This is a genomic window from Burkholderia lata (assembly GCF_000012945.1).
GTDB classification, from domain to species: domain Bacteria; phylum Pseudomonadota; class Gammaproteobacteria; order Burkholderiales; family Burkholderiaceae; genus Burkholderia; species Burkholderia lata.
Map to the genome: position 1 here is coordinate 3,327,323 of NC_007511.1, position 13,748 is coordinate 3,341,070.

The following is a 13,748-nucleotide window of genomic DNA, read 5'->3' on the forward strand; positions in this document are numbered from 1 at the left end:
GACCACGGCGGGCACGCCACGCGTCACGCATCGTTTCTTCAACCCGGAATCCCGTTAATGTTTCTCGATCAACTACATCCGGAACGCTGGACGTTCCTGTGGAACGCGTTGTCCACCCTCTCCCTCAAGCTATGCGCCGGCCTGGCGCTGCTCGTCGCCGGCTGGTGGCTGTCGAAACGCATCGGCAACTGGCTGAACCGCCTGCTCTCGAACAAGGAGCGCGTCGACGACACGCTGCGGCCGATCCTCTGCGACGTCGCCGTGTGGGGCATCCGCATCGTCGCGATCGTCGGCGCGCTGTCGCAGCTCGGTATCGAAACCGCGAGCCTCATCGCGGTGCTCGGCGCGGCCGGCCTCGCGATCGGGCTCGCGCTGCAGGGCACGATGCAGAACATCGCGGCCGGCATCATGCTTCTGCTGCTGCGGCCGTTCAAGGTCGGCGACTATATCGACGGCGGCACGGGCGTCGCGGGCACCGTCGACGAGGTCGGGCTCTTCATGACGAGACTGACGAAGCCGGACGGCATCTGCGAGTACGTGCCGAACAGCGCGCTGTGGGGCAGCTCGATCCGCAACTACACGCGCAATCCGACGCGCCGCCTCGATCTCGAAGTGGAAGTGTCGGTGCACGACGATATCGATCGGGCGCTCGACGCGCTGCGCGCGCTGGCCGCGGCCGATCCCGACGTGCTGCAGGATCCCGCGCCGGACGTGATGGTGATGCGCTTCGACGACAGCACGGTCGTCGCGAACATGCGCGTATGGACGCATACGGACAAGTTCTGGGCGATGCGCTGGCGCATTGCGCGCCAGGTACGCAAGACGCTCGCCGACGCGAACTGCGCACTGCCGATCCGCACGCGCGAGTTGCACATCGTGCACGACACGGACCGTCAGCCCGTGAGCCTCGACAAGCAGGCCTAGCGCCTGCTCACACGGCGGCCGGGCGACGCGGCGACCCGACGCAGCGCCGCGTCAGCCCGCCACGACGAGCCGCACCGGCTTCGGCCCCAGCCGCACCTTCAGCCACGCTTCGAGCCGTGCGCGTTCCGCGCGCGGCATCGGCTTCGCCGTCGACACGACGAAGGTCGGCACCGCGTCCGCGCCCGGCGCGCTCGCGGCGCCATCCCACTCGAACGCATTCGCATACCGCACCTGCCGCACCTGCGGATACTGCACGCTCAGTTCATGCGCGACCCGGTCGAGTTCCGCGCGGTCGGCGGATTGCGCGTCGAGCTGCCGCTGCAGTTTCGCGATCGCATCGTCCTTGTCCAGCGCGTCCTGCTGCGCGGCCGATTGCGCCTCGACGAGCTGCTGCGCGAGCGTCGCCTTCAACGACGTTTCGAGCGCACGCGCATCGATCCGCTCGTCCCCGGCCTGGCGCACGACGAGCGTCGCGTGCGTCAGCCCGTATCCGGGCAACTTCGACGACAGCGCATCGAGCCGGTGCTGGTCGACGCGCTGGCCGACGAGCACCGCGTCGATGGTCCGCTTCACCGGGTCGATGTGCTTGCTCGCCACCACGCTCAACGGCAACGACAGCTCGGCCTTGATGAACTGCTCGGCGCGCGCGTTGAACACCTCCTGCGTCACGAGACGGTAGGCCAGCACGACGCTCGGCACCGCGGTCGCCAGCACCGCTGCCAGCACGAAGCGCCGGACGTTGCGCTGAACCGCGGCGTCGACGGGCGTCGCCGGCTTCGCGCGAATCACCCACGTGACGATCACCGTCGCGAATGCAATGAACACGCAGTTGATCGAGAACAGGTAGAACGCGCCGGCGAAATACGGCAGGCTGCCGTGCGCGAGCCCGTAGCCGGCCGTGCACAGCGGCGGCATCAGCGCGGTCGCGATCGCCACGCCGGGGATCACGTTGGTCTTTTCGCTGCGGGTCGCGCCGACCATGCCGACGAGCCCGCCGAACAGTGCGATCAGCACGTCCCAGATGCTCGGCGACGTGCGGGCAAGCAGCTCGGAGTGCTCGCCCGTGAGCGGGCTCAACGAGAAGTACAGCGTCGACGTCGCGAGGCTGATCAACGTTGCGATGCCGAGGTTCTGCAGCGACCGGCGAATCAACCCGAAATCGTAGATGCCGATCCCGTAGCCGAGGCCCATGATCGGCCCCATCAGCGGCGAGATCAGCATCGCGCCGATGATCACGGCCGTCGAGTTGACGTCGAGGCCGATCGACGCGATGGCGATGGCCGACATCAGGATCCACAGATTCGTGCCGCGCAGCCCGATGCCCGCCCGGAGGTCGCGATCGATCGATGCGTAATCGGCCTGCCCTTCACGCAGGTTGAAGTACTGACGCAGCACCAGCCGCATCTTCGATGCGCGACGCGGCGGCCGATTGCCTTCGATGTTGTTCATGTTGGTTTCCGGAAAACGGTCGGGTGCGATGCGCGGCGGGCGGGCCGGCTGAACGGATTGTGCCGCAACGCTGGCGGCTGGGCCACCCCTGCGGCTTCGAGGCGGCCCGATGCGGTTTCGCGCGCTGTCGCACGTCAAATCGGACCGGTCTGATTCACCGCCCCGCGTGACATCGCGACAATGGCCATCCCGGACGAGACGACCATTCCGTCCGGCACCCTGGTAGTGAATCTCTCCGTTCCTTGCCGCCCGTTACGGGCGGCGTTTTTATGCCCGTCGATGCGACGTGCGGACCTGCAATCGGGAAACCATCATGAAAGAACGTGCGACCGTCCTCTGCCGGCGCGGCGGCCGGATCCTGCTGGTCGCGCGGTTGAATGCCCGCTGGGCGCTGCCCGGCGGCAAGCCGCGGCCCGGTGAATCGCTGCGCGACGCCGCGCGGCTCGAGCTGCTCGAAGAAACCGGGCTCGTGTGCGGCCACGCCCGCCATCTGCTCCGGATCGCCGGCACGCACAAGCTGCATCACGTGTTTCTGGCCGACATCGCGCCGGACGCGATCGCGCGCCCGACGAACGAGATCGCGCATTGCGCTTGGATCGACTCCGAATCGCTCGGGTCGTTGAATTGCAGCCAGCCGACGCCGCTCATCGTCGAACTCGCGTTCGACTGGCTGCGGCAGCCCCACCTCGTGCCAGGCGTGGCCGATCTTGACGTGTTCGCCGGTATCGCGGCCTGAGGTCTGCGCCTGCGGTGAGCGCGCGATACCGGTTCGTGCTGCGTTACATCTGCACGATGTCGAGCAGCGCCTTCTTGCCGCTCTTGTACGTGAACACCGAGATCGCGCCGTGCTTCAGGTCGCCCTGCGGCGTGAAGCTCGTCTCGCCGATCACGCCTTTGTAGTCGGTCGCCGGCATCGCAGCCAGCACCTTCGCCGGGTCGGTCGAGTTCGCGCGCTTCATCGCGTCGACGATGATGTACACGGCGTCATACGAGAACGGCGCATACACCTGCATCGGCTGGTGATAACGCGCTTCGTAGCGTTTCACGAACGCCGCGCCGCCCGGCATCTTCTCGAGCGCGATGCCGGCTTCGGAGCACACGACGTTGTCGGACGCCGGGCCCGCGAGCTTCGGCAGGTCGGTCGAGCACACGCCGTCGCCGGCGAGGATCTTCGCGCGCATGCCGAGCTGCCGCGCCTGCTTCGCGAGCGGCCCGCCCGTCGCATCCATGCCGCCGTACATGATCGCGTCCGGGTTCGCGCCCTTGATCTTCGTGAGGATCGCGCGGAAGTCGATCGCCTTGTCGTTGGTCGCGTCGCGCGACACGACCTTCATCCCGGCGGCCTTCGCGGCCTTCTCGAACTCGGTCGCGAGGCCCTGCCCGTACGCGGTCGAATCGTCGACCACGGCCACCGTCTTGATGCCCATGTTCTTCGCCGCGTACATCGCGAGCGCCGGCCCCTGCTGCGCGTCGGTCGCCACCACGCGATAGGTCGTCTTGAAGCCCTGCTGCGTGTACGTCGGGTTGGTCGCGGCCTGCGAGATCTGCACGACGCCGCCGTCGCGATAGACGCGCGACGCCGGGATCGACGTGCCCGAGTTGTGATGGCCGACGACACCGACGACCTTGTCGTCGACGAGCCGCTGCGCAACCTGCGTCGCGGTGCGCGGATCGCCCGCGTCGTCCTGCGCGTCGAGCTGCAGCGTGACCTTCTTGCCGCCGATCGTCAGCCCCTTCGCATTGATTTCCTCGACCGCGAGGCGCGCGCCGTTCTCGCTGTCCTTGCCGAGGTGCGCGATCGCGCCCGTCAGCGGCGCGACGTGGCCGATGCGCACGATTTCGTCCGCATGTGCGGACAGCGCGCACGTGAGCGCGGCCGCCGCGGCGAGTGCCGTCATGGGATGTCGAAGCATGTCTGTCTCCTGGTCAGTCTGGTGGGCCCCGTTCAATGCGGGACGTGTTGTGGTTCGGATGACGAAGCGGTTGCGGTCAATGGTGCAGCGCTTCCTGCACCGCACGGCCCATCCCGGCCGGCAGCACGGCGTTCTCGCCACGCGTCGCCACGCCGTACAGGTCCTTCGGATCGCGCGGCGCGGGAATCAGGTCGAGCTCGATGCCGATCTCGCGCTCGCGTGCCGCCGCGTTCAGGTAGCGCAGCGCCGAGAAATCCTCGAGCGCGAAGCCGACCGAGTCGAACACCGTCACCTGCGCATCCGATTCGCGGCCCGGTTCGGCACCCGCCACGATCCGCGCGAACTCGATCACCGGGAAATCCGCCGGCATCTGCTGGATATCGCCTTCGATGCGCGTCTGCGGCTCGTACTCGACGACGACGCGTGCACGCCGCAGCACGTCCGCATGCAGCTCGGTCTTGCCCGGGCAATCGCCGCCCACGGCGTTCACGTGCATCCCGTCCTCGATCATGTCCGGCGTCAGGATCGTCGCGTTGGTCTTGTCGGCGGTGACCGTCGTCACGATATCCGCGCCGCGCACGGCCTCCGCCGCCGACCCGCAGCGGATCACGCGCAGCGCCGTGAACGGCGCGAGGTTGCGGATCAGCTTGTCGGTCGCGGCCGGGTCGATGTCGAACACGCGTAGCTCGTCGATGCCGAGCATCTCGCGGAACGCGATCGCCTGGAATTCGCTCTGCGCGCCGTTGCCGATCAGCGCCATCGAACGCGCGTCGGCACGCGCGAGAAAGCGTGCGACCAATGCAGAGGTCGCAGCGGTGCGAATCGCCGTCGTCAGCGTCATCTCGCTGAGCAGCAGCGGATAGCCGGTATCGACGTCGGCCAGCACGCCGAATGCCATCACCGTCAGCAGGTCGGCCTTGGTGTTCTTCGGATGGCCGTTCACGTACTTGAACGCGTACAGCCGCGCGTCCGACGTCGGCATCAGCTCGATCACGCCATCGGTCGAATGGCTGGCGAGGCGTGCGGTCTTCTCGAACGTCTCCCAGCGCCGGTAGTCCTGCTCGATATACGAGGCCATCGTCGTCAGGATCTGCGTCATCCCGACTTCAGCCACGAGCGTCGATACGCTCGTCACATCCAGATATCGCGTCATGCCCTTGCTCCACGGTTGCGGCGGCCTGCACGGAGCACGGCCGCCGTTGAAACAGTCGGCGCCGCGCGTTACGCGCGCCCTTCGAATCCCAGCAGCACGTTGACCGCATTGATGCCGATCTCGTCGACCATGTAGCCGCCTTCCATCACGAACAGCGTCGGCACGTTCAGGCGCGCGAGCGCCGCGCCGATGCGCAGGTAGTCGGGCGAACGCAGCCGGAAGTGGCTGATCGGGTCGTGCTCGAAGGTGTCGACGCCGAGCGAGACGACGAGCGCGTCGGGTGCATGCGCGGCGATCGCGGTGGCCGCGTGATCGAGCGCCGCCGAGTAGGTATCCCACAGCGTGCCCTTCGGCAGCGGCAGGTTCAGGTTGAACCCTTCGCCCGCGCCGATGCCGCGCTCGTCCGCGTAGCCGGAGAAGTACGGGTACGACACCGGCGGCTCACCGTGGATCGACGCGAACAACACGTCCGCGCGGTCGTAGAAGATGTCCTGCGTGCCGTTGCCGTGGTGGAAATCGACGTCGAGCACCGCGACGCGTGCCGCGCCTTGCGCGACGCAGTGCTGCGCGGCGATCGCCGCGTTGTTCAGGTAGCAATAGCCGCCCATGTACTCGCGGCCCGCGTGATGGCCGGGCGGGCGGCACAGCGCGAACGCCGCGCGCGTTGCACCGCTCGACAGCAGGTCGGCACCGGTGAGCGCGGAGTTCGCGCTCGCGCTCACGGCATCCCACGTACCGGCGTTGATCGGCGCACCGGCGTCCATCGCGTAGAAACCGAGCTTGCCGTCGATGAACGCGGGCGGCGTCGCGGCCGCCGGCATCGCGCGCACCGGCCACACGAGCGGCAGCGCCTGGCAGGTGCGGCCCGTCGCGGTCCACTCGTCCCACGCGCCGGCGAGGAAATCGACGTAGCGCGCGCTGTGCGCGGCCGCGTAGTGGGCGCGGTCGAACGGTTTCGGCGCGATCACGTCGCCGAGACCGGCGGCACGCACCTGCGCAAGCACCGTTTCGGCGCGAAGGGGGTTTTCGAACGAATCGGTGATCGCGCCGTCCTTCAATTCGACGCCGCGATGCAGTTGGTGATCGCTGCTGTAGACCGTGAGCATGGTTGACCGTTGCAGTGAGGGTGGCAACAGTTTATTGACGGCAACCGGCAATAGCTTTGCTTTCGACGCGCGGCTTTCGTACAATTTTGAGAAAACCGCCTACGGAATCCCGGAAATGAGCAAAAATCGCGCTTCGGCCGAACTGGATGGCGTCGACCGCGCCATGCTGCGCCTGCTGCAGGACGACGGCGCGCTGTCGAACGCGACGCTCGGCGAGAAGCTGTCGCTGAGCGTCACGCCCTGCTGGCGGCGCCGCAAGCGGCTCGAGGACGAACGCGTGATCACCGGCTACCAGGCGAACCTCGACCGGCGCGCGCTCGGCATGAACGTGTTCGCATTCGTGCAGGTGACGTTCAACATGCACTCCGACCAGGATTCCGATCACTTCGAGGACGTGATCCGGCAGCACGACGAGGTGACGTCCTGCCACAAGATCACGGGCGCGGCCGACTACATCCTGCAGGTCGTCGCGGCCGATCTCGACGCGTATGCGGAATTCGTCGAGCGCGTGCTGCGCAAGCAGGCCGGGGTGTCGTCGATCCAGTCGAGCCTCGCGTTGCGCGAAGTGAAGTTCTCGTCGCGCGTGCCGGTGCCGGGCGACTGAACGATGCGGCGAACGCGCAGGCCGCCACCCGATTCTCCGAAACTCATCCCATGGAGCACTACCCTATGAAGCGTTTCATCCCTTCCGCTTCGCTGGCCGCCACGCTGGCCTGCGCGTTTGTCCTGAGCGCCTGTGCCGCGCAATCCGCGCCGCCGGCGCAATCGCCGGCTCAATCGTCGGCGCCGGCCGTACCGCCGATGCCCGGCAGCGATCGCGATGCACACGGCTGCATCCCGTCGGCCGGCTATTCGTGGTGCGAAGCAACGCGACAATGCGAACGCCCGTGGGAACTCGCCAAGCAGAAGGGCTTCGCGAACTCGGCGCAGGCGTACGACCAGTTCTGCCGGAACGCTGCCGCGAAGTAAAGTGACCTGACGTCACGCGATCGTGTCGCGGCGCACTGCCGCGACGCGACGCAGCCCCCCTCGACATCCCCTCCCGATCCCGCGCAGTTATCCCCAGCTTTCCCGCTTCCCGCGACCGTCATTCCGGAAACCCGGACACGCAAAAAACCCCACAAAAACAACGGTATTTTTCGTTTGTGACACAGCAAACGAGTTCGGTTACATTACGCGCCCCTTGCCATCCCGCCCCCGCAAAACGCGTCGCGCGCGGCCTCTTTCCACGCAGCCTGAAGCGCCTTCCGCTCAGGCTTGCCGCAAGGGCCCGGGCGCGTTGTGCGCCACTGTGACGCAGGCGCTTGCCTGCCCGCAGGAAGCCGATCCGAAGGTGTCCTTCCCGACGGTTTCGCGTGCGCAAATGCAACGGCGCGCGGCGTCGATCCGGAATTCCGGATTCGCGATCCGGATCTCCGGATACGTGTTTCACCGCGGTCGACACACGCGCCGGGCGGCTTGGCAAACCGATGCATCCAAGTTGAAAAAGGGATCTGCTGTGATCAAAACGTTACGGGTAATACTGTCGGCGCTCGCGCTGTGCGTCGCGACTTCGTCCGCGCATGCCGCCGATACGAAGAAGGTCGACGTCCTGCTGGTGGGCGGCGGCATCATGAGCTCGACGCTCGGCGTCTGGCTGCACGAGCTTCAACCTGACTGGTCGATGACGATGGTCGAGCGCCTCGACGGCGTCGCACTGGAAAGCTCGAACGGCTGGAACAACGCCGGCACCGGCCACTCGGCGCTCGCCGAACTCAACTACACGCCGGAGAAGGCAGACGGCAAGATCGACATCTCGAAAGCGATCGAGATCAACGAGTCGTTCCAGATCTCGCGCCAGTTCTGGGCGTGGCAGGTCAAGCAGGGCGTGCTGAAGAACCCGCATTCGTTCATCAACTCGACGCCGCACATGAGCTTCGTGTGGGGCGACGACAACGTGCGCTTCCTGAAGAAGCGCTACGAAGCGCTGCAGGCGAGCCCGCTGTTCCGCGGGATGCAGTATTCGGAAGACTACGACCAGATCAAGCAGTGGGTGCCGCTGATGATGGAAGGCCGTGACCCCAAGCAAAAGGTCGCAGCAACGTGGACGCCGATCGGCACCGACGTGAACTTCGGCGAGATCACGCGCCAGTTCGTCGGCTACCTGAAAACGCAGCCGAACTTCACGCTGTCGCTGTCGAGCGAAGTGCGCGAGATCTCACGCAACGCCGACGGCACGTGGCACGTGAGCTGGGTCAAGCTGCACTCGGATGAGCCGGCGCAATCGGTCGACGCGAAGTTCGTGTTCATCGGCGCGGGCGGCGGTGCGCTGCACCTGCTGCAGGCGTCGGGCGTCCCCGAGGCGAAGGACTACGGCGCGTTCCCGGTCGGCGGCTCGTTCCTCGTGACCGAGAACCCCGAAGTCGTGAAGCAGCATCTCGCGAAGGCATACGGCAAGGCGTCGGTCGGCTCGCCGCCGATGTCGGTGCCGCACCTCGACACGCGGATCATCGACGGCAAGAAGATCATCCTGTTCGGGCCGTTCGCGACGTTCTCGACCAAGTTCCTGAAGAACGGTTCGTACTTCGACCTGCTCAAGAGCACCAACACGCACAACGTCGCACCGATGATGCGCGTGGGCGTGGACGAATTCCCGCTGGTCCAGTACCTCGCCGGCCAGCTGATGCTGTCGGATGACGATCGTTTCAACGCGCTGAAGGAATACTTCCCGAACGCGAAGAAGGAAGACTGGCGCCTGTGGCAAGCTGGCCAGCGCGTGCAGATCATCAAGCGCGACCCGGTGAAGGGTGGCGTGCTGAAGCTCGGCACCGAAATCGTCGCGTCGCAGGACGGCAGCATCGCAGGCCTGCTCGGCGCATCGCCGGGCGCGTCGACGGCCGCGCCGATCATGCTGAACCTGATGAAGAAGGTGTTCAAGGACAAGGTCGCGACGCCCGAGTGGCAGCAGAAGATCCGCCAGATCGTGCCGAGCTACGGCACGAAGCTGAACGACAGCCCGGCGAAGGTCGTCGAGGAATGGACCTACACCAGCGACGTGCTGCAGCTGTCGCCGCCGCCGAAGATCGACGTCAACACGCCGTCGCAGGCCACCGGCACCGCGCCGGCCCGCCCGGCGAAGGCTTCGGCCGACATGGCGCTGTAACGCGCCGAGCGGCGACGCGAAACGCGACGGGCAGGCCGTTGCCCGTTCCGTCCTGTTTCGACTGAAAGACGGATCGCCTCTCGCTCCGAAGAACGGGGAGGCGATCCGTCATCTGCGGCCATCCGTGAGGATGGCCGTTTTTGCGTCGGCGACCGGCGCCGTGGCGCGTGCCACCGGCCGCAAGATCGCGGCGCCCGGGTGAAATCGACCGTTTGCGCCGATTCCGCCGCATCCGGCCCGGCACCGTGCGCGGTATCCGCTAGAATTGCGGCACGCGCGATCCCGAATCGCCCTCCCGATCCATCATCCGCAGCGTCGCACCCTCACGCCACCGTCCGCACCGCCCCGTTCCCGAGGGCGCACGCGACCGCCGTGGCCGTGTGACGCCCGCGCCCGCCCGCTAAGGGCGCACAACCGAATTCAGCTGGAGAAAGACCGTGTTTACCTGCCGAAACCAGAGCTGCGGCACGCCGTGGGAGCAGTCCGACGTCGTCATCAAGGACGAAGGCCAGGGGCTGCTGTTCCGCTGCCCGCTGTGCGGCGCGCGCAACTACCTCGAACGCTTCGAAGACGACGAAGGCAAGGTCGTCTACGAGCAGATGGAAGGCCGCCCTTACCTCGGAGACCTGGAATGACCCAGCCGACCGCCACGCCGTTCAGCGCGCTGTCGTTGACGCCCGCCACGCTCGCCAACCTCGCGCAGCTCGGCTATGTCGACATGACGCCGATCCAGGCCGCGAGCCTGCCGATCGCGCTGGCCGGCCAGGACCTGATCGCGCAGGCGAAGACGGGCAGCGGCAAGACCGCCGCGTTCTCGCTCGCGCTGCTGGCCCGCCTCGACGCGCGCCGCTTCGACGTGCAGGCGATGATCCTGTGCCCGACGCGCGAACTCGCCGATCAGGTCACGCAGGAAGTGCGCCGCCTCGCGCGCGCCGAGGAAAACGTGAAGGTGCTGACGCTGTGCGGCGGCACGCCGATGCGCCCGCAAACGCAGAGCCTCGAGCACGGCGCGCACATCGTCGTCGGCACGCCGGGCCGCATCATGGATCACCTCGATCGCGGCAACCTGAAGCTCGACGCACTGAATACGCTGGTGCTCGACGAAGCCGACCGGATGCTCGACATGGGCTTCTTCGACGACATCGCGAAGGTCGCGCGGATGTGCCCGACCACGCGCCAGACGCTGCTGTTCTCCGCGACCTACCCGGACGGCATCGCGAAGCTGAGCCAGCAGTTCCTGCGCAACCCGAAGGAAGTGAAACTCGCGGAGCGCCACGACGACAGCAAGATCCGCCAGCGCTTCTATGAAGTGACGGAAGACGAGCGGCTGCATGCGGTGGGCCAGCTGCTGAACCACTACCGGCCGGTGAGCACGATCGCGTTCTGCAACACCAAGCAGCAGTGCCGCGACCTGCTCGACGTGCTGCACGCGCAGGGCTTCCACGCGCTCGCGCTGCACGGCGAGCTCGACCAGCGCGAGCGCGACCAGGTGCTGATCCAGTTCGCGAACCGCAGCTGCTCGGTGCTGGTGGCAACTGACGTCGCCGCGCGCGGGCTCGACATCGCGCAGCTCGAGGCGGTGATCAACGTCGACGTGACGCCCGACCCCGAAGTGCACGTGCACCGCATCGGCCGCACCGGCCGCGCGGATCAGGACGGCTGGGCGCTGAGCCTCGCGAGCATGGACGAAATGGGTCGCGTCGGCGGGATCGAGCAGGCGCAGAAGCGCGAGGTCGAATGGCATCCGCTCGCGGAGCTGACGCCGACCGGCACCGACACGCTGCTGCCGCCGATGGAAACGCTGCAGATCCTCGGCGGGCGCAAGGACAAGATCCGCCCGGGCGACGTGCTCGGCGCGCTGACCGGCGACGCCGGGTTCGACGGCAAGCAGATCGGCAAGATCAACGTGACCGAGTTCTCGACCTATGTCGCGCTCGAGCGCGGCGTGGCGCACGACGCGCTGCGCAAGCTCAATGCCGGGAAAATCAAAGGCAAGCGGGTCAAGGTCCGGTTGATGGACGAAGAGTGATGCCGGCGCGCGCCGCGACGCTCACGCGGCGCGCTCGCCCAGCATCGCCAGATACTGCCGTACTGCCCCCCATTCCGCGCCAATCCGGCTGATCGCGACGAGTTCCGAGCCCGGCACGCCGCCGGCGAGTTTCCGGTACACGATGTTCGGCGCCGCGATCCGGCTCAGCGGCGACGGCACGAGCGCCACCCCGAGCCCAGCCCCCGTCAATGCCAGCACCGACAGCGTGCTGCTCACCTTGTGTGCAATGCGCGGCGCCTTGCCGAGCACCTGCCGCAGGATCGCCAGCTGCCCTTCGTCGTCGCCGTCCGCCGCGTAGAAAATGAACGGCTCGTCCGCGAGTGCCGCGACGCTCACCGAGCGCTGCTTCGCGAGGGCGTGCCGGTCGCTCATCATCACGTCCCACGCCCAGTTGCCGACCGTCCGCACCGCCAGCTTCGGATCGAACGCCGTGCCGAACGCCGGGCAATAGCCGATGTCGAGCCGGCCCGCGAGGATGGCCTCCTGCTGCGCGGCCGGCGCCATCTCGTGCAGGTCGAGCGTCACCTCCGGCCACGCCGCATGAAACGCGATCAGGTCGTCGGACAGCCGCCCCGTCGCGACCGCATTGCCGACGAAGCCGATCCGCACCACGCCCGTCTCGCCGCGCGCCGCACGCTGTACGACCGCCTTCGCGCGCTCGGCCTGCTCGAGCGTGTGCCGCGCCTCGGTCACCAGCAGCCGGCCGGCGTCGGTCAGCGCCACCTTGCGCGTGCTGCGCTCGAACAACGCGGTGCCAAGCTCGTCTTCCAGTGCGCGAATCTGCATGCTCAACGCGGGCTGCACGATATGCAGCCGCTCCGCCGCGCGGCCGAAATGCCCCTCTTCGGCAACCGCGAGAAAGTAACGCAAATGGCGAAGATCCATACGGTCGATTCATCACTCAAAACAATCAATCCTGAAATTTAATCTATTGGATTGAAAAATCAACCGCGCGCATCCTGATGGTCAAGCGCTGGCATACAGCGCATTTCCACAGGAGCCCAATCATGTCCGACCGCAACCGTATCGATGTCCACCAACACGTCGTCCCACCGTTCTGGGCCGACGCCCTGCCCGCCCACGGCGGCGACCCGTCCGGCTGGGGCAGCCCCACCTGGAGCCCGGAAAGCGCGATCGCGTTCATGGATTCGCTGGAAATCCAGACCGGCGTGCTGTCGCTGACGGCGCCCGGCGTGCAGGGCTGGAACGGCCAGGCCAAGCGCGACATGGCGCGCCAGGTCAACGAATACGTGGCCGGCCTCGTCGCGAAGTTGCCGACCCGCTTCGGCAACTTCGCGACGCTGCCGCTGCCCGACGTCGACGGCACGCTCGCCGAAATCGGCCACGCGTTCGACACGCTGAAGGCCGACGGCGTCGTGCTGCTCAGCAACTACGGCGGCACGTATCTCGGCGATGCGGCGTTCGAACCCGTGTGGGATGAACTCGACCGCCGCCGCGCGGTCGTGTTCATCCACCCGGCGAAGCCGGCGATCGATGCGATACCCGGGATGCCCGGCCCGCTGCTCGACTATCCGTTCGATACGACGCGCACGGCCGTCCAGCTCGTGCTCAACGGCGTGATCGCGCGGCACCCGAACGTGCGCATCATCCTGTCGCACGCGGGCGGCTTCCTGCCGTACACCGCGTACCGCTTTGCCGAACTCGCGCCGGGCGTGCGCAACGACGTGCCGAATCGCGACGGGCTGCTCGACCTGCTGCGCACGTTCTACTTCGATACCGCACTGTCGTCGCCGTCGGCGCTGCCGAGCCTCACCGCGTTCGCGCAACCCGATCGCGTGCTGTACGGCAGCGACTTCCCGTACGCGCCGCCCGCCGTCAGCACGTCGTTCACCCACGCGCAGGATGCGTATGCGGCGCTGGGCGCCGACCGGCACGCGGCGATCAACCACACGAACGCATTGCCGCTGTTCCCGCGTCTCGCTGCACTCGCGCGGTAACGCTCGGCGAGGTGAAGCGTGACGCCCCGCAACGACGGCGTCACGCGCGCAAC

13 protein-coding genes are annotated in these 13,748 nt (G+C 67.2%); 8 read left to right on the forward strand and 5 right to left on the reverse strand.

Features of this window, described 5'->3' with window-relative positions; all coding sequences use genetic code 11:
* Positions 1 to 57 precede the first annotated feature (57 nt).
* Positions 58 to 924, forward strand: coding sequence for a mechanosensitive ion channel family protein (locus BCEP18194_RS37410; protein WP_011356532.1), 867 nt, complete (start codon positions 58 to 60; stop codon positions 922 to 924).
* A gap of 51 nt (positions 925 to 975) precedes the next feature.
* Here BCEP18194_RS37410 and BCEP18194_RS37415 read toward each other — a convergent pair whose 3' ends face one another.
* Positions 976 to 2,373, reverse strand: coding sequence for a DUF389 domain-containing protein (locus BCEP18194_RS37415; RefSeq protein ID WP_011356533.1), 1,398 nt, complete (start codon positions 2,371 to 2,373; stop codon positions 976 to 978).
* 313 nt (positions 2,374 to 2,686) lie between these two features.
* On the opposite strand from BCEP18194_RS37415, the gene BCEP18194_RS37420 reads away from it, so the two are divergent.
* On the forward strand, positions 2,687 to 3,109 hold the full coding sequence (locus BCEP18194_RS37420) for an NUDIX hydrolase (RefSeq protein ID WP_011356534.1): 423 nt from the start codon (positions 2,687 to 2,689) through the stop codon (positions 3,107 to 3,109).
* Positions 3,110 to 3,152: 43 nt separating this feature from the next.
* On the opposite strand, the gene BCEP18194_RS37425 is transcribed toward BCEP18194_RS37420, so the two are convergent.
* The 3 genes from BCEP18194_RS37425 to BCEP18194_RS37435 all read right to left on the reverse strand — a co-directional run bounded on the left by BCEP18194_RS37425 (position 3,153) and on the right by BCEP18194_RS37435 (position 6,545).
* Positions 3,153 to 4,286, reverse strand: coding sequence for a branched-chain amino acid ABC transporter substrate-binding protein (locus BCEP18194_RS37425; RefSeq protein WP_011356535.1), 1,134 nt, complete (start codon positions 4,284 to 4,286; stop codon positions 3,153 to 3,155).
* Between the two features lie 76 nt (positions 4,287 to 4,362).
* The gene (locus BCEP18194_RS37430; protein WP_011356536.1) at positions 4,363 to 5,439 is read right to left on the reverse strand and encodes an ornithine cyclodeaminase; all 1,077 of its coding nucleotides are present in this window, start codon (positions 5,437 to 5,439) and stop codon (positions 4,363 to 4,365) included.
* A gap of 68 nt (positions 5,440 to 5,507) precedes the next feature.
* Entirely contained in the window at positions 5,508 to 6,545 is a 1,038-nt protein-coding gene (locus BCEP18194_RS37435) for a histone deacetylase family protein (RefSeq protein ID WP_011356537.1), read from the reverse strand.
* Positions 6,546 to 6,660: 115 nt separating this feature from the next.
* Here BCEP18194_RS37435 and BCEP18194_RS37440 point away from each other — a divergent pair, with 115 nt between their 5' ends.
* The 5 genes from BCEP18194_RS37440 to dbpA all read left to right on the forward strand — a co-directional run bounded on the left by BCEP18194_RS37440 (position 6,661) and on the right by dbpA (position 11,716).
* On the forward strand, positions 6,661 to 7,149 hold the full coding sequence (locus BCEP18194_RS37440) for an Lrp/AsnC family transcriptional regulator (protein ID WP_011356538.1): 489 nt from the start codon (positions 6,661 to 6,663) through the stop codon (positions 7,147 to 7,149).
* Between the two features lie 65 nt (positions 7,150 to 7,214).
* Entirely contained in the window at positions 7,215 to 7,514 is a 300-nt protein-coding gene (locus BCEP18194_RS37445; RefSeq protein WP_011356539.1) for a hypothetical protein, read from the forward strand.
* Positions 7,515 to 8,043: 529 nt separating this feature from the next.
* Positions 8,044 to 9,687, forward strand: coding sequence for a malate dehydrogenase (quinone) (gene mqo / locus BCEP18194_RS37450; RefSeq protein WP_041493410.1), 1,644 nt, complete (start codon positions 8,044 to 8,046; stop codon positions 9,685 to 9,687).
* A 437-nt stretch (positions 9,688 to 10,124) separates the two neighbouring features.
* Positions 10,125 to 10,322 (forward strand): hypothetical protein, encoded by a 198-nt coding sequence (locus BCEP18194_RS37455; protein ID WP_011356541.1) that lies wholly within the window; start codon positions 10,125 to 10,127, stop codon positions 10,320 to 10,322.
* Positions 10,319 to 11,716, forward strand: a complete 1,398-nt coding sequence (gene dbpA, locus BCEP18194_RS37460) for an ATP-dependent RNA helicase DbpA (RefSeq protein WP_011356542.1) — start codon at positions 10,319 to 10,321, stop codon at positions 11,714 to 11,716. The genes BCEP18194_RS37455 and dbpA overlap by 4 nt, the downstream gene beginning before the upstream one ends.
* A gap of 21 nt (positions 11,717 to 11,737) precedes the next feature.
* Here dbpA and BCEP18194_RS37465 read toward each other — a convergent pair whose 3' ends face one another.
* Positions 11,738 to 12,622 carry a LysR substrate-binding domain-containing protein gene (locus BCEP18194_RS37465; protein ID WP_011356543.1) on the reverse strand — a complete coding sequence of 295 codons (885 nt, stop codon included), beginning with the start codon at positions 12,620 to 12,622 and terminating at the stop codon, positions 11,738 to 11,740.
* Between the two features lie 122 nt (positions 12,623 to 12,744).
* Here BCEP18194_RS37465 and hndA point away from each other — a divergent pair, with 122 nt between their 5' ends.
* Complete coding sequence (gene hndA, locus BCEP18194_RS37470) at positions 12,745 to 13,695, forward strand: 2-hydroxy-1-naphthoic acid nonoxidative decarboxylase (protein WP_011356544.1); 951 nt, start codon at positions 12,745 to 12,747, stop codon at positions 13,693 to 13,695.
* Positions 13,696 to 13,748: the final 53 nt, after the last annotated feature.